Raw genomic sequence first — 23,203 nt, 5'->3', positions numbered from 1 at the left:
AACCTTCCTAAACGACGTGAAATGACACGGTTTGGGAAGGTTTTTAACATTTTTAATTTTAGTTATAGTTAGAACAATTAATGAGCAGTATTGTTCTTGTTAAAGGCTGATTAGCCAGTAATTTCACCATATTCTTCTGCATTATATGCGTCTTTATCTAAGTTGTCTGTCAGTTTAGCTGTACCTGTACCTGCAAGTAAAGAGTCATTGACGTTCAATGCAGTACGACCCATATCAATTAATGGCTCTACAGAAATTAACACACCAGCAAGTGCAACAGGTAAGTTCAGTGTAGACAATACGATGATTGAAGCAAACGTTGCGCCGCCACCAACACCAGCTACACCAAATGAACTAATAATGACAACACCGATAACTGCCAATATAAATTGTAAGTTAACTTCCACACCGGCAGCAGGTGCTACCATGACAGCTAGCATAGCTGGATAAATACCCGCACAACCATTCTGTCCGATAGATAAACCAAATGAGGCAGAGAAATTAGCGATGCCATCTGGTACACCTAAACGATTTTTTTGAGTTTGTACGTTAAGTGGTAATGAGCCTGCACTTGAACGAGACGTAAAGGCAAATAGTAGTACTTCACCTGTTTTCTTAACGAAAGTAACAGGGTTTAAACCTAATCCTGTAACAATAATTAAGTGAATGATATACATTACGATAAGTGCTGCATAAGATGCGAGCACAAATTTACCTAATGTCCATATAGCACCAAAGTCACTTGTTGCAATCGTTGATGTCATAATTGCTAAAATACCATAAGGTGTTAAGCGTAATACGAACGTTACAATGGCCATTACTAGGTTGTACAATGCATCGATACCACGTTTTAAGATATTTCCGCTTTCAGGTTGTTTGCGCATTACACGTAAAAATGCAAAACCAATAAATGCAGCAAATATAACAACTGCAATAGTAGAAGTTGTACGTTGACCTGTGAAATCTAAGAATGGATTACTTGGTAGTAACTCTAAGATTTGCTGTGGCAATGTATTGGCAGTCATGCCTTTAGCCTGACTTGCAAGTTCATTACCTCTTGAGCTTTCAGCACTTCCTAAATCGATAGAAGAAGCATCTAAACCAAAAATTAGGGCAGATACAATACCGACAATAGCTGCGATAGCTACTGTACCGATTAAGAACATGAAAATATAAATGCCGATTTTAGCAAATTTTTCTCCAATTTGAATTTTAGTGAAAGCTGAAACGATTGAAATAAAGATTAAGGGCATTACTATCATTTGTAATAATGCGATATAGCCATCACCGACAATACTAAACCAATCTGTTGTTTGTTTAGTAATCGTAGAATCCACACCATAAATTAGATGAATGAAAATACCATAAATGATACCTACGCCTAAAGCACTAAAAACACGTTTTGGAAATGACACGTGTCGTTTAGCCATTACATATAATCCGATGAGGAAGGCCACAAAAATGACGATGTTAAGAATTGTTAATAACATAAAGCAGGACCTACACTTTCATAATTTAATATTTTTAATTCCGATAAGCATACTAAGGATATTAGAAAAGTTGATAATATTCAAGTCTATTTTGCAAGAAAATTTAAAAATAAAAATGACTTTATATTCTGACAATAGTGAAATGCGTTGAGGCACTGCTATGAAGGCGTTTTTATCGGTGGAGCAAGGGGTGAGGAGAGAAGATTGATATACTGGATAATTATATAAAAAAACCATCCCTTGATTGTTGGGGATGGTTTAAATAAATTAGCGTTTCTTTATAGGTTGAATAAACGAGCAAAAAATCCTTTGCGTTCATCTTTTGGTTCTTCTTTAGCAAGTGGTGATTCATAAGCGTGTGTTTGCTCTGAAGCTGTTTCTTGCTCACTAGATGATGCTATGTCAGTAGCATGATCATTGTCTGGTGTTTTTTGGATTGAGTCATCTTTAGCTTTATCAACGGAAGTTGTATCTTTTTCTTCTGTTGAAGCTGTAGCACGCGCTGTATCAGTTTCTTTAGCTGTCTCGCTTGTAGAAGAAGTTGAAGCAGCAGTAGCTGAAGCAACTTTGCTATCATCAGTTGTTGGTTTAGCTACAGTAGATGGTTGAGCACCAACTTGCGTAATCTCACTATCTTCAACTTGAGCTGGGTTTGAAGTGTTTTCAGTACTTACTTTACTGTCTTTAGCTGGATGTGTAGTAGCAGCTGAAGTTTGTTCAGTAGTATTATCAGTCAACTTATCTCCCTTACTAGCAGTTGTACCGGTAGAAGCAGTGATATTGTCTGTCTCAACATTAGATTTCACAAGTTCTGATTGTTCTTTTTGAGAATCTTGAATCACACTTTGAGTTGTCTTAATTTCATCCGTTGATGTTTGGATAGCCTTTAATGATTCAGTGTTAGCATCTAATTTTGATGTGATTTGATTTTGCATTTCATGTAATTCATGCTGCTGTTGGTGTACTTGGTTAATCATTTGCCCGAGCATTTGACGTTCGTCACGCATTTTTTGGATTTCAGAGCGTAAGTCATCCACAAGTTTAGATACGTTTTGATCAGTAGGTAGATTACTGTCATTGTCTTTAACAAGCACTTGTAGGAAGTCTTTTTCTTTTTCTAATTCCTCGAAAGCTAAATCATAACTATTGGTTTGTTTAACTTTTTCGGCAATTTCTTGGAAAAGCTCAATATCCTCTTCTTTGAAATCTGTAGCTTCACGGCCACGGTATTCGGTTTTGCTAAGTTGGTACCCGCGTTCTTCTAAATGTTGAACGATTTTACGGACTTGTTTTTCACTTAGCTCTACACGTAGTGCAAATTCTTTAGTTAACATAGTAATAAGTCCTTTCATATAAGTGATTTATGTATACGGACGTTTGTCTTCGGTTAGTGAAACGTCAGTCTTACCTCTATGTTAGTCTAAACTGTTTTAACAGTGATTTCAAGTAGTGCCTGCTATCATTTGCGCAAATCCATTTCTGTAAGTAAAGGATAAATAACACTTCTAGATATTCTGTTAGCAAATACATACTTTAATATATAATTCGATTTAATACTTGGACCATAAATATCTTTAGTTAATTCGATATTAGCTTTAATAAATAAATCCATAGGTCGTCCTTCAGAAAAACTTTTCAGACTGGGTGCTAAATAATCGATATCATATTGTCTTTCGAAACCATTTTCGAATAAAAACTGACGTCTGTTATCCATAATAGTTATCTCATCTTCAGACACTTCTTCAGGTTCTTTTGGCACTTCCAACATGATGAAGTTAACATCATGAGCATGTAGTTGATTAGATAATTTATTAATTTCTTTTTCCATACGCTTCAGTGTTAAATTGATTAATTCATCATGGTTAGGTTGATCAAGGGCTATTAAATATATTAAAAAAGCTGAGTTCGTCGTTGCTTCATAGTGAGCAGTAGCTAAACTCACTGGTTTTTCTGAGTCGATGCCTACTAAAAATAAATAATCATCTTTAGTACGCTCATTTTTTAACGATTGTTTAAATATTTGTTCGTCCTCTGTTAATCCGATATCAAACTTTTCGTCATATATCTTTAAAGCTGATTTGAACAATGGATCATCAATTGATGTTACGGCTTTAAATTCCATAGACACACCCCCCAAAATTATTGCGTTCATTATAACATAATAGTTATATTTGTAATTTATTAACGCATGATTCAAATCTTGTTAATAATTATTATGTAATAGAAAAAGAGCGGGACAGAAATCAAATTTTGATTTCGTATTCCCGCCCCCCACTAGGATAACTAAATATCTAGTGAACTACTATGCAGTTTCTAAATTAAAAATACAATTATGTTTCAGACTCAAAATTATTGTAATAAGTGTATCTCTACGATTTTGGCCCATTTGATTCTTCGGCATAATGATGCCCTACAACTGATTCACTTTCATAAGCAGCATTTGTTTTTTCTACTTCTTCATGTGAAGAAGTATCTCTCGCAGCTACGATAATGTATTTATCGTTCAGTATTTCCTTTTTATAATGTTCTTTTTCATCATCTGTAATATCGTAGTGAGATAAGACAACTTCTTCACCGTCTTCACCAGTCATAATCTTAGCGATTTTATCACTAAATGATCCGCTTGTTGCTATTAAACTCACTTCGGAATTATGTAATTCATCAATATGGAGTTTTGTTCTAGATAAAACGGATAGCTCTGATTCATCATATCCTTCAGAAACTTTTTCTTTAACTTTTTGTAATAATTCTTCTTCATTTTGTACAATTGTAAAATCTGTCATGTAAAATCCCTCCAGCCATTGTTTTAATGATTATTAAGTATTTACCCAGTTCACATATAGATAAAACGAATACAACTTTATTATATAACGGAAAGACAACTCTGACAAACATCATTTTCTCGCTATAGAAAACGTTTACATTTTCGAGAAAAAAGTAATAAAAAGGTCGTCATAAAGCGCTTACTTGTAATATGTGTATTGAAAATAAAGCTAAAATTTGCTATCATCAGTTAATAATTTATCTAACTCATATAATCTAAAGGATAAGGCTTTAGAAGTTTCTACCATGTCGCCATTAACGATATGACTATGGGTAACCAATACAATACATAAGTAATTCGAATTCATATGTTTTAAATCGTAGGAAGACATACACGTTTTAGAACACTTATCGCTACTGTTGTCACAAATCTAACCTTTTTACATATAATTTGGGAAATGAATGTGAAACAACCAATTTGGGCAACATTAGTTAAAAGTTGAAGAAGGGCTTCTTCTCGTATTGCAAGTTCACTCATAGATCCTGAAACTAAGTTAGTTTAGGACTTTTTTTGTACACAAAATGAGGAGGTTTTCGAGTGGATTTGTTGAAACAGAAAGTAGAAGCAGATGGTGTCGTTATTGATGAGAAGATTTTGAAAGTGGACGGATTTTTAAATCATCAAATCGATGCAAGGTTAATGTACGATGTAGGACAAACGTTTTATGAGCAGTTTAAGGACGAAGGTATTACTAAGATATTAACAATAGAGGCTTCAGGTATTGCACCAGCTATCATGGCTGCAATGCACTTTGATGTACCGTGTCTATTTGCGAAAAAAGCAGTGCCGAGTACATTAAAGAAAGATGTATATCAAGCAGATATCCATTCATTCACAAAAAACACGACAAGTACGGTCATTGTTTCAAATGAGTTTTTAGGTGAGCATGATCGCGTATTAATTATAGATGACTTTTTAGCGAACGGCGATGCATCACTTGGTTTAAACGAAATTGTAGAAAAAGCGCACGCGACTACGGTCGGTGTTGGCATTGTAGTAGAGAAAAGCTTCCAACCCGGTAGAGAGCGATTAGAACAAGCGGGTCTTACGGTTTCATCACTATGTAAAGTTGCTTCTTTAAGTGGAAACAAAGTAACGTTTCTAGGGGACGAAGCATGAAGACCTTTTTCTTAAGTTTACAACATTTATTAGCAATGTATGCAGGAGCCATCTTAGTTCCTATTATTGTTGGAACAAGTTTAGACTTCTCTCCAGAAGAGATTGCATTCTTAGTTACAGTAGATATTTTTATGTGTGGTGTGGCTACATTTTTACAAGTTTGGAAAGGTACTGGTACAGGATTACCTATTGTATTGGGGTGTACATTCACTGCAGTTGCACCAATGATTTTGATTGGTCAGACAAAAGGTATTGGTGACTTATATGGTTCACTATTTTTATCAGGTATCCTAGTTGTTGTTATTGCACCATTCTTTTCGCATTTAGTGAAGTTATTCCCACCTGTTGTAACAGGTAGTGTAGTTACGATAATAGGGATTAACCTTATGCCAGTTGCAATGAATTATTTAGCTGGTGGAGAAGACGCAAAAGATTATGGTGATGCTACGAATATTATGCTTGGTGCAGCGACGTTAATTATTATTTTGATCGTTCAACGATTTACATCAGGTTTTCTAAAATCTATTGCTATTTTAATAGGATTGGTTGCAGGGACGATTTTAGCTTCGATATTTGGTATTGTAGATGTGAAGCAAGTTGGAACAGCGCATTGGTTTGCGTTACCGCAGCCATTTAGGTTTTCAACTTTCAGCTTTGACTTAGGTGCGACGCTTGTATTTTTCATCGTTGCATTAGTCAGCTTGATAGAATCAACAGGTGTGTATCATGCATTAAGTGAGATTACAGGTAAGAAACTAGAACGTAAAGATTTCCGTAAAGGCTATACTGCAGAAGGCATTGCGATTATATTAGGGTCAATTTTTAACGCCTTCCCATATACAGCATATTCGCAAAATGTTGGGTTAGTATCGTTATCAGGTGCTAAAAAGAACAATGTGATATATGGCATGGTGATATTATTGATCATTTGCGGATGTATTCCTAAATTAGGTGCATTGGCGAATATGATCCCACTTCCAGTATTAGGTGGTGCCATGATAGCTATGTTTGGCATGGTTATGGCATATGGTGTTAGTATATTAGGTAATATTAATTTTAAGAATCAAAACAATTTGTTAGTAATTGCTGTATCAGTTGGGCTAGGAACGGGTATAAGTGCAGTACCTCAAGCATTTGAAGCATTGGGTGAGCAGTTTGCATGGTTAACTCAAAATGGTATTGTACTTGGCGCGATTTCAGCAATTATTTTGAATTTCTTTTTTAATGGAATAAAGAGTCAACAAAATACGGAAGTTATGAAATAATAACTATAAAACAAATAATAGGAGGCTATACCAGTATGTGGGAAAATAAGTTTGAAAAAGAATCTTTAACTTTTGACGATGTGTTGTTGTTACCAGCAGAATCAGATGTTTTACCGAAAGAAGTAGATTTAAGTGTTCAATTATCAGAAGGCATTAAATTGAATATTCCTGTGATTTCAGCGGGTATGGACACAGTAACTGAATCGAAAATGGCGATTTCAATGGCGAGACAAGGCGGACTTGGCGTAATTCATAAAAACATGAACATTGAAGATCAAGCAGACGAAGTTCAAAAAGTAAAACGCTCTGAAAATGGTGTTATTTCAAATCCATTTTTCTTAACACCTGAAGAAAGTGTTTTTGAAGCGGAAGCATTGATGGGTAAATATCGTATCTCAGGCGTACCAATTGTTAATAGTAAAGAAGATAGACAATTTGTAGGTATTATTACAAACCGTGATTTACGTTTTATTGAAGATTTTTCAATTAAAATTTCTGATGTGATGACTAAAGATGGACTAGTTACAGCACCTGTTGGCACAACATTAGATGAAGCTGAAAAATTATTACAAAAACATAAAATCGAAAAACTACCTCTAGTAAAAGAAGGACGTTTAGAAGGTTTAATCACAATTAAAGATATTGAAAAAGTACTTGAATTCCCATATTCAGCTAAAGATGCACACGGTAGATTATTAGTTGGTGCGGCAATTGGTATCGCTAAAGACACAGACATCCGTGCTAAAAAATTAGTTGAAGCTGGCGTAGATGCGTTAGTAATCGACACAGCACATGGCCATTCTAAAGGCGTGTTAGACCAAGTTGCGCATATTAAAGAGCAATTCCCACAAGTAACATTAATCGCTGGTAATGTAGCTACTACTGCAGGTACAAAAGCGTTATATGATGCAGGTGCAGATGTAGTTAAAGTAGGTATTGGCCCAGGTTCAATTTGTACAACACGTGTTGTAGCAGGTGTTGGTGTACCTCAAATTACAGCTATCTATGATTGTGCTACAGAAGCACGTAGACAAGGCAAATCAATTATTGCTGATGGCGGTATTAAATTCTCTGGTGACATCATCAAAGCATTAGCTGCTGGTGGACATGCGGTAATGTTAGGAAGCTTACTCGCTGGTACTGAAGAAAGTCCTGGCGCAACAGAAGTATTCCAAGGTAGACAATATAAAGTATACAGAGGTATGGGTTCATTAGGTGCTATGGAAAGTGGTTCCAATGACCGTTATTTCCAAGAGGACAAAACACCTAAGAAATTCGTTCCAGAAGGTATTGAAGGCCGTATTGCTTATAAAGGTTCATTACAAGATACAATTTATCAACTTATGGGCGGCGTAAGATCTGGTATGGGTTATACTGGTTCAAGAAACTTAGAAGCACTAAGAGAAGAAGCACAGTTTACACGTATGGGGCCTGCTGGACTAGCAGAAAGTCACCCACATGATGTTCAAATTACAAAAGAATCACCAAATTATTCATTCTAAGTCAAAGGAGATTTAAAAGTTATGGAAATGGCGAAAGAGCAAGAGCTCATACTTGTTTTAGACTTTGGTAGCCAATACAACCAATTAATTACGCGTCGTATTCGTGAAATGGGAGTGTACAGTGAATTACACGATCATGAAATGAGTATAGATGAAATTAAAAGTTTGAACCCTAAAGGTATTATCCTTTCTGGTGGACCAAATTCAGTTTACGAAGAAGATTCATTTACAATTGATCCAGAAATATATAATTTAGGTATTCCTATTTTAGGTATTTGCTATGGTATGCAACTTACAACTAAATTATTAGGTGGAAAAGTTGAGCGCGCTAATGAACGCGAATATGGTAAAGCAGTTATTAATGCTAAAACTGATGAATTATTCTTTGGTTTACCAGAAGAACAAAATGTTTGGATGAGTCATTCGGACAAAGTAATTGAAATTCCTGAAGGTTTTGAAGTTATTGCAGATAGCCCAAGTACAAGCTATGCAGCTATCGAAGATAAAGAGCGCCGTATCTATGGCGTACAATTCCACCCAGAAGTACGTCATACAGAATTCGGTAATGATTTATTACGTAACTTTGTACGTCGCGTCTGTGATTGTACAGGCCAATGGTCAATGGAAAACTTTATCGATATTGAAATTGAAAAAATCCGCAACCTCGTTGGCGATCGTAAAGTCCTTTCTGCAATGAGCGGTGGGGTAGATTCATCAGTAGTTTCAGTATTACTACACAAAGCAATCGGTGACCAATTAACATGTATCTTCGTAGACCATGGTCTTTTACGTAAAGGTGAAGGCGACATGGTAATGGAACAATTTGGTGAAGGTTTCAATATGAACATTATTCGTGTGGACGCACAAGAACGTTTCATGAGTAAACTAAAAGGTGTATCTGACCCAGAACAAAAACGTAAAATCATTGGTAATGAATTTATCTATGTATTTGATGACGAATCGTCTAAGCTAGAAGGCGTAGACTTCCTAGCTCAAGGTACATTGTATACGGATGTTATTGAATCAGGTACGAAAACTGCACAAACAATTAAATCACACCATAACGTTGGTGGATTACCAGAAGATATGGAATTCCAATTAATCGAACCAATCAATACATTGTTTAAAGACGAAGTACGGGAATTAGGTATCGAATTAGGAATTCCAGAACATTTAGTATGGAGACAACCATTCCCAGGTCCTGGACTTGGTATTCGTGTACTTGGAGAAATCACAGAAGATAAACTAGAAATTGTACGTGAGTCTGATGCGATTTTAAGACAAGTTGTACGTGAAGAAGGTCTTGAACGTGAGATTTGGCAATACTTCACGGTATTACCAGGCATCCAATCTGTAGGTGTTATGGGAGACTACCGCACGTATGATCACACAGTAGGTATTCGTGCTGTAACTTCTATTGATGGCATGACAAGTGACTTCGCACGCATTGACTGGGAAGTCTTACAAAAGATTTCAAGTCGTATTGTAAACGAAGTAGACCACGTTAACCGCGTCGTCTATGACATTACATCTAAGCCACCAAGCACAATCGAGTGGGAATAATATTGTAAAATGAAACACCCTCTTAGGCCATAGGCTTAAGGGGGTGTTTTTGTAATTTTCCGAGATAGATAATTTTAATAAACAGGGATGAAACAAAAATACTAGAAATGTTTATGTATATATATTTTAAATTGACGCCTATATTTATAAGTCTAGTATTTAAAAGTAAAATAGCTAACAGAATATATTTAGGTGGGGTTATAGGTTTAATAAGTGTGGTGGTAATTCTATTCCCAGACTTAAACCAACTTACAAGTGAGTTTATAATAGGCATAGTAATGGCTTTAATAGGTACTATAATCACATCTATTGGAGATGTATTATCTTTATACAATAATAATACTAATCCTGTTTTAGCAAATACTATAGGTATGTTATCGGCAGTTCTATTTTTAGTTATTTATACTGGGTTTAAAAGCTATTCATATACGTTGCCACAAGAGCCGAATTTTTGGTTCGGATTACTATACTTAGCTATATTATCTTCATTTTTAGCGTGGCTATTCTATTTAAAATTGATCAGTAATATTGGGGCCTCTGAAAGTGGGGATATGGTTGCGATGTTTCCAGCAATAGGAAGAGGCAGAAGTATCCTTATGGGAGAGACTCAAATCAGTTTAAACCTAATTGTGGGCATAGTTCTAGCTTGTCTTGGTGCATATTTAGCATTAAAGAAAAAAGAGATTGTCTGATTTAGATAATTCCAAAAGCAACAAAAGGGTGACTGTTATTAGAGTCGCCCTTTCAAAGGAAGAGTGTTTTAATTTATTTTTGATTTTTAAAATACATTAACGTTATAACTATAGAGTATACAAATAGGAATATTATGATAAACATCGCCATACTAAAACCTCATTTCGTTCAACTACAAATATAGTTTGTCGCGCCTATACAACCTAATGAAGTAATTAAGCCACATATTGTTGCTATACCGAAGCCACCCAAACCTGTGGTAATACCTAAAGCAACTAGCCCAACAACCTCCAGCACCACCAGTACCACAAAGTGATCCTACTGCCCATTCACACCAACCTCGTTCTTTGTGAGGTAAATTTTTATAAGAGTCAGCTTCAATTTCTTTCTTAGAAGAAACTTTGAAATTTTCATTATACAATTTACCGTCTTTGCCGAGATTAAAATTATAATATGGTTTGTTATTTAAAACTCCTTGTAAATTAACAAACTGGTTACCATTATGTTTTACAAATTTTGTGTACATTGAGTGGGCATAGAAAACTTTTCCGTTGGCTTCATTATATTTCAGTTCAACCATCGCTAAGTTATTATTTTGTTTAGCAAGGTTTTTACCAAAGATATAATTGATAGAGTACACATTTGTGTTCTCGCCTTTGTTTAGGTGAACGATTACATTTTCATCATTTATAGAGTCAATAGAAGTTGAAGTGGCATACTCTTTATACTCTTTGGAAGTTTTAATTATATTAATTATTTTTTTCTTAGTTTTAGTGCTGACATTACTTTTAGGCTTATGGACTCCTTCGCTGGCTGCGTGTGCTTGTTGAAAAAATGGAATAATGCTAAAAGAAATTACTAATACTAGCGATAAAAATGAAAATAAAAATTTTCTCAAAATAATTAACTACTTTACGCTCTTCCTTCATTATATTATATCATGAAATTATCATAGAAATTATTTATTGTATCATTTTTTATATAAATTATTTGACTTCATATTGTTCATTTTTTACAATGTGTGACTATTAGTAAGTGGCAACAAAGATTTAAAAAATTCATTGCATTCTAGTTTTATAAACAGTCTTCTTGTATTAATCATAGTACCCGATTTGTCTTCATCAACGAAAATACCATCATTAATCATTCTTATTCTCAAATCCACAAAATATACATACAAGAAAGGCAACAAATACTGATGGTACAAATAATGATACTACTAAAAGTGGTGTAGACATAAGTAAATAGTTATAATCATATTTATATTTACCAAAATTCATACATATCTTCCATTCCGTTTATTCTGCTTGTTTCGTCTTTTACAATTTATGTAGGCATTAATATCTAACGTTAGCAATGATGTGAAAAATATTAATGCGATTATAGATGTAACTATATAAGCTGTATTATCTTTAGTTATTATGGTGTATATTGCAAATACAATAAACATTAAAGGTATCGGAAAAGGTTTTAAAAATATCTTTCTAACATCTTTAGTATTTGATTGAGAATCGTTATATTTCATGAAATCCCTCCTATGTAATTGGTACTATTATTTCTCATAATTATCCATAGTAGTGCCATCTTTCTTAACTTGTTTACTGTTTGCTCTTAGTAATAATATCGTATTACAAACAAATATAATTGCTAATACGATTAAAGCTGTTGATCCACCTATATTGGTGAAATTCAATATAAATAGGATGATCATAAGCGCAATGTTAATTGTGCTGTGTATAAACAGAGACTTGCTCATTTTAATTTCCCCTTAAGTGAATTGGTTTCTAAAAAATTTTAAAGACTATTAGATGTTCACTTACTAGTTTAATTTCTGGTGATTATTATAAATTAGAAACTTTCGTGTCACTATAAAGTATGCCGACGCCACAGCCGCTATAACCCATTTGATAATCGAATTTAATAATCTCGATATATGGATTTTCTGTTAAAAATTCATTCACTTTTTTATTTAATCCTTTTTCTGTCATTGAAGTAAAATTTATGAATTTCATAATTGCATCAATCCTTTTTTATATTATGTATTCTTATTTTATTACTCGCTAGTAGAATATTTTTTCTTAACAACTAAATAATTTACGACAATTAATATAAAAGTTGCAGCTAAAAATATAATTTCAGGATAGTTCATGAAAAGGCTGCCTTTGGTATCCCAAAAACCAAAAAGTCGAAATATAAGTATGAGTACTAAAATATAAACTAGCCAAACACAGGTTCTGGCTAAAATTTCAATGAATATTTTCTTTTGTCTTTTATTATATCGGCTATTGTTCTTGTTATTATCCACAGCTTCACTTGGTAAATACTTGCTTGTTATCACTGTCCAAATTGATGAAAATATCAAAATAGCAATGAAGAATAAAAGTAATTTCAAAATGGTATCTCCTTATTAATTAATCAACAATATAAGTATAATCCATTTTGTATTGCTTTTAAATATATTATCAATGAAATATTTATGGCAAAAAAATTATGTTAGTGTAGTGTTTGAAGAATTAAAAACTAAGGAGATGTATTGATGAAGAAAGAAGAGGATTTAGACACGGGTTTTATGATTTCTAGTTTTATAAATATCTTTCTTGTATTAATCATAGCTTTCGGTTCATCTTCATTAAGTATGCCATTATTAATTATATTAGTAATAATTACCATGCTAAATGCAGGTTACCTCGTTTATAAAGCTATGAACATAAGAAAAAAACACAATAATTAAGCTTACATATCATTATAAAAAAGGAGATATATTTATGATCATCACAATCTTCATTATAGTCTTGCTCGTTAATTTTCTAGAAGCATTGTATTTATTAACAAAGTGCTGGCATTTAAAGAAAAATAATGCGCCAGATAAAGAATACAAAAAAATGATTGATAAAGTGGCACCCATATTGAGTTGGACAATGATTATTTCGGTAATATTGTTAGTGGGCACATTTCTAGTTGGTTAGCTGAATTATAAATTTTATTTATAAGGTTCTATATGATGTAATTTATGATATAAATGTTAAAATGGATGTCCTTATACAAGTGTTTGTATAAGGACATTCTCAAGCTAAGGAGATTTATTAATATTGAACAAAGTGATAGATTATTTCACTAAAGCACTTTATTTTTGTTTAAACCTCTGTATTGCAATATTAGGAGTTATTTTAGTCGTATTTTTATTTCAAGAATGTTGGGGTATGATTTATACCTTTATAGAAAATAAAAATGTGAAGTATAATTATGTCGTAGAGAAAATGTTGATTGCTTTCATGCATATCGAATTCATACTTTTAATCATACAATATTTCAGAAAGAATTATCATTTCTCATTACAATTTTTTATTTACGTAGGAATTACGGCAGTGATTCGATTTATTATTGTAGAGCATTATAATGCAATTGAAACATTGCTTCTTGCAGTGACAATTGGTGTATTAATATTTTGCTTACACTTATTGAAACGCTATTCATTAGATTAAAAATTAAGACACAGATTTTGTGACTGAAATACTAATAAGCATTTAGAATGTAAAAAAAGGAGATTTATAATTGATAAATAAGGTAAAAAGCACATTAAGTAAATATGTAAAAAACGGTAAATTAGAGCAAGGCTTGTATAAAATAAGCGATACACTTAAAAAGAAAACTGGCAAAGATTATTCAAAATATGTTAGTAAAATAATGGATCAATTACGTAAAAGAGTATAATATAGCCTGGAACTAGAGTCATTTGAAACAATGGAGCACACCTAATAGAGTGTCTTCATTGTTTTTTTTGTAGTGAATTTATGTTCTAAACGGTGATGTAATTAATGATTATATTAATGAAAGACGTAGTGCACACAGGTTTAACTGTAAATAAAATGAGTAGAGCAACACAATATATTCGTATCAAAGATTAAAAATTAAAATTAAATTAGAAATAGGGGTGTACAAAATGAGTATAACTCGTTATAATAGGTATTAAGTAATTTAGTTCGTGAAATTGATTTGTAGTTTTATTCTTTTGAATTTACTCCTTTTGATTTTTTAAGACAGATTACAAATATTAGTGCAAAAGCACATGGAGGAATTTAATATGAATAACGGTACAGTTAAATGGTTTAATGCAGAAAAAGGTTTTGGTTTCATCGAGGTTGAAGGTGGAAACGACGTATTCGTACACTTCTCAGCAATCACTCAAGAAGGCTACAAATCATTAGAAGAAGGCCAAGCTGTTGAATTCGAAATCGTTGAAGGCGACCGCGGTCCTCAAGCAGCTAACGTTGTTAAATTATAATAACGGCTAAAAGACGAGTATAACTCGTCTTTTTTTATGCCTAAATTTAAATTTCAAAATGATTAATGAAAGTATCAACGCGAAATCCCTTAATCTATCTAGATTAAGGGATTTTATTATGCAATATTATCTTGTTTTTTAAAACTTTTATTTCTAATTAAGATGAACAAGATATTAATGACACAGGCTAAGATACCAACCATAATGACATAATTTGATCCTAGTGTAGTGATAAATATACCACCAATAAATGTACCAATCGTTGTTCCTGAATTTACAGCTGATAAAAATATACCATTGGAAAGATCTGGTGCATCAGGAGCAGATGAAGTAATTACATATTGTGTGATATTTGCGGAAATTCCGGCTAGTGTACCCCAAAAGATTGAAATGATAGCCATTGGTATAAGGAAAGATCCTAAGCCAAACATTGATACATATATAATAATTAACGCAAACGGTAATAGAAAAATTGCTGTTTGTGGAATAGAAGTTAATAGTTTTCCCGCAATAATATTTCCTAAAATGTTGGATATACCATATAGGAATAAAATTATGGATACATAGTGACTAGGCGCTTCTGTCACAATATTTAAGTAATCGGTTAAGTAACTGTAAACACCAAATATAGCAGCATTAAATAGTATAGAAACGAGGATAGATATCCATGTTAAAGGACGTTTTAATACACTAAGTTGTGTGCCGTAAGTCACAGATTTTTTTGTTGGCATTTTAGGTATAAAGATTAATGTTAAAATCAAAACGATTATATTAACCAGTGCAAAAAATGATAAAGCAATAGACAAGTTGAATTGAGTTGCTAAGAAATTAACGATAGGTACACCTACAACCATGCCTGAAGAAACACCAATAAATACACGAGCTACAGCCTTAGGTGCATCTTTAGAATTGACCGAATCAGACGCGACTGAAAAAGCTAAGGCGATATATACTGGGTGGAAAATGGCTGGAATTACTCTAGCGATTAATAAAACAGTAAAACTTGTAGTGAATACTGAAATGATATTACTAATAATAAAAATTAAAAGCACAATAATCATCACTTTTTTTCTTTCCAATTTAGATAATAATAAAGGCATAATTGGACCTGATATTGCTATGCCAATAGCAAAAATGGAAACGAGCCAACCAGCAGTTGAAGTGCTAACACCAAAACGTTCAGCAATTTGAGGTATTAATCCGATGAAACCCATCTCAGTATTTAAGATACCAAAAACACCAATAGTTAAAATGAGTATAATTAAGTTATTGTTTTTCACTATGTACCCCCTACAGAACTTTTATAATAAAAGTGTAAAGGGTATAAATAGTTATAACAAATACTTAATTGTAATTATTAGATATGCTTAAAACGCATAATGAGGAGAAATGTAATGGAATTAAAAACCCTATATTATTTTGTAACGATTGCAAAAGAAGAGAGTATAACACGTGCTGCTAACACATTGCACATTACGCAACCAACTTTATCTAGACAAATTAAAGATTTGGAAAGTGAACTAGGTGTAAAACTTTTTAAAAGAAGCAACCACAGTATCTATATTACAGATGAAGGGCTATTACTAAAAAAGAGAGCTGAAGAATTATTAGAAATGTCTCACCAAATACAGGATGAATTTAAATTTATTGATAAAAACATTGAAGGTAATGTCTATATAGGTTGTGGTGAAACTAAAGGGATGCAAGTAATAGCTAATGTTTTTAAAAATATTCAATCAGTGTATCCTAGTATTCATTTTCATATATATAGTGGTAATGCAGAAGATATTGAGAGTCGGTTAGATAAAGGATTGTTGGATTTTGGGATATTTATTCAACCAGCAAACTTAAATAAGTATAAAGCATTAAATTTACCGTCATTAGATCATTGGGGGGTAGTAGCTAAAAGTGATAGTACCTTAGCACAGCAAACTTTTGTAACTAAGGAGGATTTATTAACGAAACCGTTAATTTGTTCCAGACAAGTTTTAGATACAACGATTTCTAAAAATGAATTTGCAGATTGGTTTGGTAGTAGTTTTGAAGCACTGAATATTGTAGGTACTTTCAATTTAGCATATAACGCTGGATTAATGGTCAAAGCTGGCATAGGGTATGTCATCACTTTGGATAGTATTATCAACACTTCTATTGAAAACAAACTTAGTTTTGTACCGCTAAAACCGAAATTAATAGCAAAACATAATATCGTATGGCGCAAAGACCATACTTTTTCTAAAGCAGCACAACTTTTTTTAGAAAAAGCGACGGAAATTTGCCAGTAATTTATAAGAATTAGAACCAAATTATTTTTCGTTTAATTGGTGCATATATGTAAAGTGAATACGATTTTAAAGGAAATTATATGAAGAAAATTGAAATTCATATACAGAAAAAACGGGGATAAGGATGGTTTTGAAAAACAATTAAAACAAGATGCACTTGTTTGATATTAGAAGATGTAAGTCATTTCAAAAACAGAAAAGCACTTACTATCACGAATAACTTAAGATGCGTTATATGTAAACATTCCTTTTAAAAATTTATATTACAAGGAATGTTTTTTGAAGTTTAATATCGACTTGTAGTTGGAAATTAACCTAGTTTCTTACAACATCAATGCTTGTATTGATGATGAATAGAACAAGCAATGTAAGCGTAAATGCGCCTATAAATGCTGTGATTAAGAAATACATACCTGATGGTATTAATAAAGATGTGCCTATAAATGCACCTAAAACACCTGAAATCAGACTGACAATGACAGTGGGAATTGAGTTGCTCGTTAACCAAAGCGATAAACTGATGCCTACAATAGCACCTACGATTAGTGTAAGAATGATACTCATCAAAATCCCTCCAGTAGGTTATGATTTACGTCCAGTGTAACACTTATTTATAGACAATCTAGTATGAAGACTTGTAATATTACTGCATTTGTTAGTTAGATAAAACAATTGTACAACCGCTTTTGTAATGAAATGCTTGAGCCATTAGTGGTAATGTGATTAATAGGTTAAAGCTAAAAAGGGGAAAAGGAAATAGCTTTAATTATTTAGCGATATTATAAAAATTTTCTTGAAAGTTAAACTTTTAACATATAACTTTCGTATGTTTATTGTATACATATGTAAATATACATATAGGATAAGTATTTCTAGATACTGAATTTAAACTAAGGAGGGGACGGCATGATAGATGAAAATGATCTTTATAGATCAATAATCGATAAAAAGGACAGTGAGAGCTTAGAAATCCTATATGATCGATATGAGTCATTGTTATTTAATTTGGCTTACAAAATCACAAAAGATGTTCAATCTAGTGAAGAAGTTTTGCAAGATGTTTTCATGAAAATTTGGAATCAAAAAGCAATTTTCAAACCAAACAAAGGAAAAATGTCGACTTGGCTTATTACGTTATGCCGTAATAAATCTATAGATATGTTAAGAAAAAATAAGCATATTGAAAATGAGTTTGATGAGGATTTCCAAGGAATACAAAACAATAGTCTACCAGAATATGACTTATTGGATAAGGAAGTCTCTGAAGAAATTAAAAAAATGATTTCACTTTTAAATAAAGATCAACAAAAGATCATTTATTTGTTTTATTATAAAGGTTTGAGTCAGCAAGAAATTGCTGATAAATTACAAACTCCATTGGGAACTGTTAAGAGTAGAATGAGACTGTCAATTAAGCATTTGAACGATTATTCCAAAAAACATTTAAGAAGGGAGCGTGGAGAAGATGAAAGATAATAGAGTTGATAAGCTATATGATTATTTTAATGGCAATCTGAGCGAAAGTGAAAAAGAGCAAGTTGAAAAAGAATTAGATTTGTCATCTGAAAGCCATGAGACTTTAGACGACTTAAACGTTCTTCACGATTCACTTCCTTATAGTAATCAAGAAATTGAACCGCCAACAGGTATGAAGAAAAGAATTTTAACGTCGGTGCTAGATGAAGACAACAATTCAAACGAAGAAGCAGAAAAAGAACAGCAAGAAGATGAAATTGATACAACAAGTGCAAATAACAATCATGAAAATCAACAAATAGCGCATATTTCGAAACATAAGAAGAAAAAATCTAAAAGTGTTATTACCAAACGCGTATCGATAGGCGTTATAGTAGCGCTATTGTTCTTATCTATTATAGGTAATGGCGTGCAATACTTTGGATATAAGGAATCTCAAAATCAATCATCTTCCATGATTAATACGAATGATGCGAAACCAATAAATTTAAATTCTATGGCCAGAGATGAAGTGCAAGGGCAAGCCTATCTGTCTAAATCTAATGGTACGAAAGATAGAAAATTAATGGTTGAAGCCAATGATATTGAGCCAACAGAAGGTAATGAAGTTTATCAAGTATGGATATTAAAAGGCGAGCAAGCACACCCTGCAGGAACATTTGCGAGTGCGAATGATAAAGGCATGGTTGTTTTTGACTTAAGTAATGTAGATGTTGATAAAGAAGATAAAATAGCAATTACACTAGAACCATCACCTAATAATAAACAACCTAAAGGACAAATGATTATGTCTAGTAATGAAATTTAACTTGGTTTTGATTTAAAAAATTATTTTGAAAGGATCACAGATTAATGTGATCCTTTTCTTTGATTTATACGTATACTTTATAATTACTTTTTTAATATGCATATTTAAGTATTATAAAATAAACGATAAATGTTGGGTGAATATAATGAAAATAACTGTTGAAGATATATTATTAACAATTGGAGAAAACATAGTTAAGAGTTCATTAAGCGTAAAAGTGAAGACAGATAAGATTTGTGAAAAAATTACGTCAATGTATCAAGATATTCAGCAAGACACAATATTTATGTTGAAGTGTTCGGATAATACGGTTTATTATGCGGAACGTGCAAATGAAATGAAACCATTGATTATGATTACAGATGCGAGTCCGTCTACTTTTAAAGATTTCGAATTTAATATGCCCATAATTTATATCAATGATTTTCCTAATGTGGCTAATCAATTAGTGAAGTTATACTATGGAGATGCCATTGACGCTTTAAATTTTATTGCAGTGACGGGTACAAACGGAAAAACAACAACCTGTCATATGATTGGAAATTTATTAACACAGTTAGGTGAAAAAGTAGCTATCATCGGTACGATGGGCGTGTTTGATAGTCATTATAACAAAATGAAATTTAACCATACGACGCAAACGACGCCGATGTATTTTGAAATGGGAGAAATCATAGATTATTTTTATCGTGAAAATTATGATTATGTAATTTATGAAGCAACTTCTATTGCTTTAGAACAAAGACGCATTGACTTCATTCAAAATGAGTTAGCAGTATTTACTAACTTTAGTCCGGAACATCTTGAATATCATGGCACAATGGAAAATTATTTAAATGCTAAGTTAAAGTTGGATAATCTAAGTAAATCGAATTTAGTGAATTGGGACATGACTGAATATAGATCTATAGCAAAAGATGATTTATATTTTTCAAATCAAGAAGAAACATATTACCAATATCATGCGGAAAATAGTCATATTGATATCATTATCGATGGAGCGAAGTATTGTGTTCATCCTACTTTTGAGGGTGGGCATAATTACATTAACCTAGCGACGAGTATGTTTGCATTGCATAAAATGGATTTCGATATCGAAGTTATTATTCAAGCAGCTCATGTGATTGAGTCACCTTTACATCGTTTTCAAATTATTGACATAGGTGCATATACGATTATTTTAGATTTTGCACATACAGCTTTAGCAGTTAGAGAATCAGTAAACAATGCTTTAAACTATACGGACAGTATTGGAAAAAAATTAAATACGATGATTACTGGTATAGGCTTAAGAGGTTTTGATAAAATCGCTTTGACTGTCGATGATCTTCCTGATGGTGTTCATAAGTTGATGCTGGCTGCAGAGCAAGTAGGGTATGTAGATCCTAAACTTATTATCAAATTTATGAATCAGCATTTACCTGATAGTTATAAAAAGAGTGTGGTTTTAAATGGATGCTCGAGAAAGGAAGGTATACGAGAGCTATTATATGCTACAGATAGCAATAATGAGGTCATCTTGCTTACTGGTATTAATGAACCGCAAAACTTTAAAGGTAGTAAGTATGACCATGATGATCAATCATATATAGAAGAAATACTACAAATGGATATAATTTAACTTAATTGGCAGTGGCTGAATGAATTGAAAATGCGCTTATACCAAGTCTTTAAAAAAACTACTATTGCATTTATGAAGACAAGTAATTATTATACAAAATCTTCAACGCTTGAGTTCCATTTTATAGTCGGCTTTGCCGAGGTGGGCTCATACGTCGAAATATTATTAGAAAAATTAGATTTCTATCTTGCTCCCTAACAATCATTTATCATATAAAACATAAAAATGTGCCAACAAAGTCGCTGACTTTGTTGGCATAGTAAAAGGACCTATAATCAGGTCCTTTTTTGTTACTATTTATTAACTTATCATTACTTTCATTAAATATCCTTGTTCGTCGAAGTGTGCTGTATACATGCCATTATTTGTTTCATAAGTCATATATGAGCCGTTTTCTGTTTGTCCTTCGTCAGACATATGGTTAGACATATGTGCTTCTTTGAACATTGCTTTGCTTACCGTATCGGCTTTAGTATCAAAAGTGATATTAACGACTTGGCCATCTTTATTCATATCAACCATTGTGTCATTCACTTTTTTACTTGTAGACACGTCTTTATCATTTGTTGCAGTGTTAACTTTGTACCCATCAATCATTACGTTATCGTATTTTAACGCTCTTACAAAATCATAATCTTGAGTGAAATGACCATCATATGTTGTGTAGCCAGTGTAATTATAATATGGCATCATAGTTTCTTCCATATTGCTGTTCATCATATTGCCTTGCATATCATTCATGCCTTGTTCCATTGGCATATCACTGTGATTCATATTACCTTGCATATCATTCATGTCTTGTTCCATTGGCATATCACTGTGATTCATATTGCCTTGCATATCATTCATGCCTTGTTCCATTGGTATGGCTTGTTGTTGCATATTGTTGTTCATGTTATTTTCTTGAGAATTCATTGTGTCCGCATGTGCAGTGTTATTTCCAATTACGCCATTTCCTGCTCCTAATAAAAAACCTGTAGCTGCGACTGTTGATGATAATACTAATAATTTTTTATTCATAAAGCTTCACCCCTATTTTTAGTTTTTAAAGTAATTCATGTTGTCTAACCTTAATTCTCATTAGATTTTAACTACCAAATTAAATCCAAAATAAGCTTACACAACTAGCCCCCTTTTTAATTTGACTCAATAAATATACGTTTTCTTTTTAGATAGAGTTCACATTTTAGAAATTTTCTTTGAATTATTTTTAAAACGCTATATTCATTCAATCTACTTACTGCTCTCAAATATTGTCATGGACTTTATAAAAAAACGGTTAATCATAACAAAAAGTTATAATTAACCGTTAAAGATATAAAATTCATTTAACTAAAGTAGTTCATTTACAAGATATATTATTCATAATAATTATAAAATGACTGCTACTTTTTTCCTAGTGAAGAATGCGATGGTAAATGTGCCGCTTCATTATAATTTAAAATTGTAGCTTGTTTATTCGTTAGTTTAAGGGTACTTAGACTGCCATTAGACAACCTTGGTGAATCAGTACTGATTTCTCCATTAGAATAGTAAGAAAATACTGCTTTAATAAATGCGCCATGAGAGACAATTAGAATTTTTTGATCTTTGTACTGTTCTATAACTGAGTTTATCCCATTAAGAAAGCGATCTGTTACGACGTGTGCTTGTTCTTTGTTTGGGTAAAGTCGATCGGGATATAACGCTGTACGTTCTTCTGTTGATAATCCCTCAGCATCGCCGAATGAAATTTCAATAAAGGCCTCCATTTCTATCAAAGGTATAGTGAGTTGTTGCTGAATAATTTCTGCTGTCTTTTTCGCTCTCGCTAATGGGCTCGTGATGATAATATCCCATTCTGAATGATTTAGAAATTTGCTGCATGCTTCGGCTTGTTTAACGCCTGTGTTATTTAATGGTACGTCTGTGCGACCTTGTAATTTCCCTGCTGTATTCCAGTCTGTTTCCCCGTGTCTAATAAAACAAATTTCCGTCATTGATATCAACCTTTATCATAGTTTTTTTTAATTCAAAATTATATTATTACCATTTACTCATATATAGATATGTATAAATGTGTCATGTATCTTATAGCTTAGTTTCTCATGTATCTATTCATTTTACAAAAGTAGTTCTATAATTAAAAATTTATCATCTTTAAATATATTTAGTATTGTAGTAACGTAATTAGCAATAGTATAAATAGGTCGCTATAATACTTTTTACTGGTTGGTAAATTGACTGCGATTATTTTAATAAAAGAAGCTATTTTAAAATGAATATAGTAACATTG

Annotated in this window: 27 protein-coding genes and 1 riboswitch; of the genes, 14 read left to right on the top strand and 13 right to left on the bottom strand. The window is 32.5% G+C overall.

Annotated elements, in window-relative coordinates; all coding sequences use genetic code 11:
- Positions 1-110: 110 nt before the first annotated feature.
- The 4 genes from NSR03_RS11355 to NSR03_RS11340 form a co-directional block, all read right to left on the bottom strand.
- Positions 111-1,490, bottom strand: a complete 1,380-nt coding sequence (locus tag NSR03_RS11355; RefSeq protein ID WP_002511994.1) for an L-cystine transporter — start codon at positions 1,488-1,490, stop codon at positions 111-113.
- 278 nt (positions 1,491-1,768) lie between these two features.
- On the bottom strand, positions 1,769-2,824 hold the full coding sequence (locus tag NSR03_RS11350; RefSeq protein ID WP_021339646.1) for a hypothetical protein: 1,056 nt from the start codon (positions 2,822-2,824) through the stop codon (positions 1,769-1,771).
- Between the two features lie 125 nt (positions 2,825-2,949).
- Positions 2,950-3,612, bottom strand: a complete 663-nt coding sequence (locus NSR03_RS11345; RefSeq protein WP_069820972.1) for a hypothetical protein — start codon at positions 3,610-3,612, stop codon at positions 2,950-2,952.
- A gap of 247 nt (positions 3,613-3,859) precedes the next feature.
- Entirely contained in the window at positions 3,860-4,273 is a 414-nt protein-coding gene (locus NSR03_RS11340; RefSeq protein ID WP_002506050.1) for a general stress protein, read from the bottom strand.
- A 227-nt stretch (positions 4,274-4,500) separates the two neighbouring features.
- Positions 4,501-4,603, top strand: a riboswitch (purine riboswitch).
- Between the two features lie 248 nt (positions 4,604-4,851).
- Here NSR03_RS11340 and xpt point away from each other — a divergent pair.
- The 5 genes from xpt (at position 4,852) to NSR03_RS11315 (ending at position 10,455) form a co-directional block, all read left to right on the top strand.
- Entirely contained in the window at positions 4,852-5,433 is a 582-nt protein-coding gene (gene xpt, locus NSR03_RS11335) for a xanthine phosphoribosyltransferase (protein ID WP_002506048.1), read from the top strand.
- On the top strand, positions 5,430-6,698 hold the full coding sequence (gene pbuX, locus NSR03_RS11330) for a xanthine permease PbuX (protein WP_002506047.1): 1,269 nt from the start codon (positions 5,430-5,432) through the stop codon (positions 6,696-6,698). Before xpt ends, pbuX begins: the two co-directional genes overlap by 4 nt.
- Before the next feature lie 35 nt (positions 6,699-6,733).
- A complete protein-coding gene (gene guaB / locus NSR03_RS11325) occupies positions 6,734-8,200 on the top strand; it encodes an IMP dehydrogenase (protein ID WP_002506046.1) in 1,467 nt (488 codons plus the stop codon).
- 21 nt (positions 8,201-8,221) lie between these two features.
- On the top strand, positions 8,222-9,763 hold the full coding sequence (guaA, locus tag NSR03_RS11320; RefSeq protein ID WP_021339649.1) for a glutamine-hydrolyzing GMP synthase: 1,542 nt from the start codon (positions 8,222-8,224) through the stop codon (positions 9,761-9,763).
- Positions 9,764-9,981: 218 nt separating this feature from the next.
- Positions 9,982-10,455 carry a DMT family transporter gene (locus NSR03_RS11315; RefSeq protein ID WP_257614871.1) on the top strand — a complete coding sequence of 158 codons (474 nt, stop codon included), beginning with the start codon at positions 9,982-9,984 and terminating at the stop codon, positions 10,453-10,455.
- A gap of 173 nt (positions 10,456-10,628) precedes the next feature.
- Here NSR03_RS11315 and NSR03_RS11310 read toward each other — a convergent pair whose 3' ends face one another.
- From NSR03_RS11310 to NSR03_RS11290, 5 genes are all read right to left on the bottom strand, one after another.
- Positions 10,629-11,354, bottom strand: coding sequence for a halocin C8 precursor-like protein (locus NSR03_RS11310; protein ID WP_226957283.1), 726 nt, complete (start codon positions 11,352-11,354; stop codon positions 10,629-10,631).
- A 241-nt stretch (positions 11,355-11,595) separates the two neighbouring features.
- The gene (locus tag NSR03_RS11305) at positions 11,596-11,736 is read right to left on the bottom strand and encodes a hypothetical protein (protein ID WP_021339652.1); all 141 of its coding nucleotides are present in this window, start codon (positions 11,734-11,736) and stop codon (positions 11,596-11,598) included.
- Between the two features lie 272 nt (positions 11,737-12,008).
- The gene (locus NSR03_RS11300) at positions 12,009-12,212 is read right to left on the bottom strand and encodes a hypothetical protein (protein ID WP_021339654.1); all 204 of its coding nucleotides are present in this window, start codon (positions 12,210-12,212) and stop codon (positions 12,009-12,011) included.
- A gap of 85 nt (positions 12,213-12,297) precedes the next feature.
- Positions 12,298-12,468 carry a hypothetical protein gene (locus tag NSR03_RS11295; RefSeq protein WP_021339655.1) on the bottom strand — a complete coding sequence of 57 codons (171 nt, stop codon included), beginning with the start codon at positions 12,466-12,468 and terminating at the stop codon, positions 12,298-12,300.
- A 41-nt stretch (positions 12,469-12,509) separates the two neighbouring features.
- Positions 12,510-12,848 carry a hypothetical protein gene (locus NSR03_RS11290; RefSeq protein ID WP_021339656.1) on the bottom strand — a complete coding sequence of 113 codons (339 nt, stop codon included), beginning with the start codon at positions 12,846-12,848 and terminating at the stop codon, positions 12,510-12,512.
- 144 nt (positions 12,849-12,992) lie between these two features.
- Between NSR03_RS11290 and NSR03_RS11285 the strand changes: the two genes are divergently transcribed.
- The 5 genes from NSR03_RS11285 (at position 12,993) to cspD (ending at position 14,738) form a co-directional block, all read left to right on the top strand.
- Positions 12,993-13,187 (top strand): hypothetical protein, encoded by a 195-nt coding sequence (locus NSR03_RS11285; RefSeq protein WP_021339657.1) that lies wholly within the window; start codon positions 12,993-12,995, stop codon positions 13,185-13,187.
- 34 nt (positions 13,188-13,221) lie between these two features.
- Positions 13,222-13,422: a hypothetical protein gene (locus NSR03_RS11280; RefSeq protein WP_002512023.1), complete on the top strand. Its 201-nt coding sequence runs from the start codon at positions 13,222-13,224 to the stop codon at positions 13,420-13,422.
- Between the two features lie 132 nt (positions 13,423-13,554).
- The gene (locus tag NSR03_RS11275) at positions 13,555-13,938 is read left to right on the top strand and encodes a phosphate-starvation-inducible PsiE family protein (protein WP_230456613.1); all 384 of its coding nucleotides are present in this window, start codon (positions 13,555-13,557) and stop codon (positions 13,936-13,938) included.
- Between the two features lie 70 nt (positions 13,939-14,008).
- Positions 14,009-14,167, top strand: a complete 159-nt coding sequence (locus tag NSR03_RS11270; protein WP_021339658.1) for an Rv0909 family putative TA system antitoxin — start codon at positions 14,009-14,011, stop codon at positions 14,165-14,167.
- Between the two features lie 370 nt (positions 14,168-14,537).
- Entirely contained in the window at positions 14,538-14,738 is a 201-nt protein-coding gene (cspD, locus tag NSR03_RS11265; RefSeq protein ID WP_002506017.1) for a cold-shock protein CspD, read from the top strand.
- A 116-nt stretch (positions 14,739-14,854) separates the two neighbouring features.
- On the opposite strand, the gene NSR03_RS11260 is transcribed toward cspD, so the two are convergent.
- Positions 14,855-16,018 (bottom strand): MFS transporter, encoded by a 1,164-nt coding sequence (locus tag NSR03_RS11260; protein ID WP_021339660.1) that lies wholly within the window; start codon positions 16,016-16,018, stop codon positions 14,855-14,857.
- Between the two features lie 114 nt (positions 16,019-16,132).
- Between NSR03_RS11260 and NSR03_RS11255 the strand changes: the two genes are divergently transcribed.
- Positions 16,133-17,023: a LysR family transcriptional regulator gene (locus NSR03_RS11255; protein ID WP_021339661.1), complete on the top strand. Its 891-nt coding sequence runs from the start codon at positions 16,133-16,135 to the stop codon at positions 17,021-17,023.
- Between the two features lie 315 nt (positions 17,024-17,338).
- On the opposite strand, the gene NSR03_RS11250 is transcribed toward NSR03_RS11255, so the two are convergent.
- On the bottom strand, positions 17,339-17,587 hold the full coding sequence (locus NSR03_RS11250) for a hypothetical protein (RefSeq protein ID WP_002506014.1): 249 nt from the start codon (positions 17,585-17,587) through the stop codon (positions 17,339-17,341).
- A 342-nt stretch (positions 17,588-17,929) separates the two neighbouring features.
- Between NSR03_RS11250 and NSR03_RS11245 the strand changes: the two genes are divergently transcribed.
- From NSR03_RS11245 to NSR03_RS11235, 3 genes are all read left to right on the top strand, one after another.
- Positions 17,930-18,499, top strand: a complete 570-nt coding sequence (locus NSR03_RS11245; RefSeq protein ID WP_002506013.1) for an RNA polymerase sigma factor — start codon at positions 17,930-17,932, stop codon at positions 18,497-18,499.
- The gene (locus NSR03_RS11240; protein WP_002506012.1) at positions 18,489-19,307 is read left to right on the top strand and encodes an anti-sigma factor; all 819 of its coding nucleotides are present in this window, start codon (positions 18,489-18,491) and stop codon (positions 19,305-19,307) included. Before NSR03_RS11245 ends, NSR03_RS11240 begins: the two co-directional genes overlap by 11 nt.
- 145 nt (positions 19,308-19,452) lie before the next feature.
- Positions 19,453-20,928 (top strand): Mur ligase family protein, encoded by a 1,476-nt coding sequence (locus NSR03_RS11235; protein WP_021339662.1) that lies wholly within the window; start codon positions 19,453-19,455, stop codon positions 20,926-20,928.
- Between the two features lie 300 nt (positions 20,929-21,228).
- Here the strand turns inward: NSR03_RS11235 and isaB are convergent, their stop codons facing one another.
- Entirely contained in the window at positions 21,229-21,948 is a 720-nt protein-coding gene (gene isaB / locus NSR03_RS11230) for an immunodominant staphylococcal antigen IsaB family protein (RefSeq protein ID WP_046465650.1), read from the bottom strand.
- A 365-nt stretch (positions 21,949-22,313) separates the two neighbouring features.
- Positions 22,314-22,907 (bottom strand): histidine phosphatase family protein, encoded by a 594-nt coding sequence (locus NSR03_RS11225; protein WP_021339664.1) that lies wholly within the window; start codon positions 22,905-22,907, stop codon positions 22,314-22,316.
- Positions 22,908-23,203 lie beyond the last annotated feature (296 nt).

Origin of the sequence: Staphylococcus sp. FSL W8-1207 (assembly GCF_038003745.1) — a bacterium.
In the GTDB taxonomy this organism is placed as follows: Bacteria; Bacillota; Bacilli; order Staphylococcales; family Staphylococcaceae; genus Staphylococcus; species Staphylococcus equorum.
This window is presented reverse-complemented; position numbering and strand designations above follow the sequence as displayed.

Bases quoted from the DNA above. Each gene is read 5' to 3' on its own strand.
- NSR03_RS11340 (WP_002506050.1), bottom strand. From the start codon at position 4,273: ATGACAGATTTTACAATTGTACAAAATGAAGAAGAATTATTACAAAAA.
- isaB (WP_046465650.1), bottom strand. From the start codon at position 21,948: ATGAATAAAAAATTATTAGTATTATCATCAACAGTCGCAGCTACAGGT.
- cspD (WP_002506017.1), top strand. From the start codon at position 14,538: ATGAATAACGGTACAGTTAAATGGTTTAATGCAGAAAAAGGTTTTGGT.
- guaA (WP_021339649.1), top strand. From the start codon at position 8,222: ATGGAAATGGCGAAAGAGCAAGAGCTCATACTTGTTTTAGACTTTGGT.
- NSR03_RS11235 (WP_021339662.1), top strand. From the start codon at position 19,453: ATGAAAATAACTGTTGAAGATATATTATTAACAATTGGAGAAAACATA.
- NSR03_RS11250 (WP_002506014.1), bottom strand. From the start codon at position 17,587: ATGAGTATCATTCTTACACTAATCGTAGGTGCTATTGTAGGCATCAGT.
- guaB (WP_002506046.1), top strand. From the start codon at position 6,734: ATGTGGGAAAATAAGTTTGAAAAAGAATCTTTAACTTTTGACGATGTG.
- NSR03_RS11295 (WP_021339655.1), bottom strand. From the start codon at position 12,468: ATGAAATTCATAAATTTTACTTCAATGACAGAAAAAGGATTAAATAAA.
- NSR03_RS11225 (WP_021339664.1), bottom strand. From the start codon at position 22,907: ATGACGGAAATTTGTTTTATTAGACACGGGGAAACAGACTGGAATACA.
- NSR03_RS11305 (WP_021339652.1), bottom strand. From the start codon at position 11,736: ATGAATTTTGGTAAATATAAATATGATTATAACTATTTACTTATGTCT.
- pbuX (WP_002506047.1), top strand. From the start codon at position 5,430: ATGAAGACCTTTTTCTTAAGTTTACAACATTTATTAGCAATGTATGCA.
- NSR03_RS11300 (WP_021339654.1), bottom strand. From the start codon at position 12,212: ATGAGCAAGTCTCTGTTTATACACAGCACAATTAACATTGCGCTTATG.
- NSR03_RS11240 (WP_002506012.1), top strand. From the start codon at position 18,489: ATGAAAGATAATAGAGTTGATAAGCTATATGATTATTTTAATGGCAAT.
- NSR03_RS11345 (WP_069820972.1), bottom strand. From the start codon at position 3,612: ATGGAATTTAAAGCCGTAACATCAATTGATGATCCATTGTTCAAATCA.
- NSR03_RS11285 (WP_021339657.1), top strand. From the start codon at position 12,993: ATGAAGAAAGAAGAGGATTTAGACACGGGTTTTATGATTTCTAGTTTT.
- NSR03_RS11245 (WP_002506013.1), top strand. From the start codon at position 17,930: ATGATAGATGAAAATGATCTTTATAGATCAATAATCGATAAAAAGGAC.
- NSR03_RS11255 (WP_021339661.1), top strand. From the start codon at position 16,133: ATGGAATTAAAAACCCTATATTATTTTGTAACGATTGCAAAAGAAGAG.
- NSR03_RS11350 (WP_021339646.1), bottom strand. From the start codon at position 2,824: ATGTTAACTAAAGAATTTGCACTACGTGTAGAGCTAAGTGAAAAACAA.
- NSR03_RS11280 (WP_002512023.1), top strand. From the start codon at position 13,222: ATGATCATCACAATCTTCATTATAGTCTTGCTCGTTAATTTTCTAGAA.
- NSR03_RS11355 (WP_002511994.1), bottom strand. From the start codon at position 1,490: ATGTTATTAACAATTCTTAACATCGTCATTTTTGTGGCCTTCCTCATC.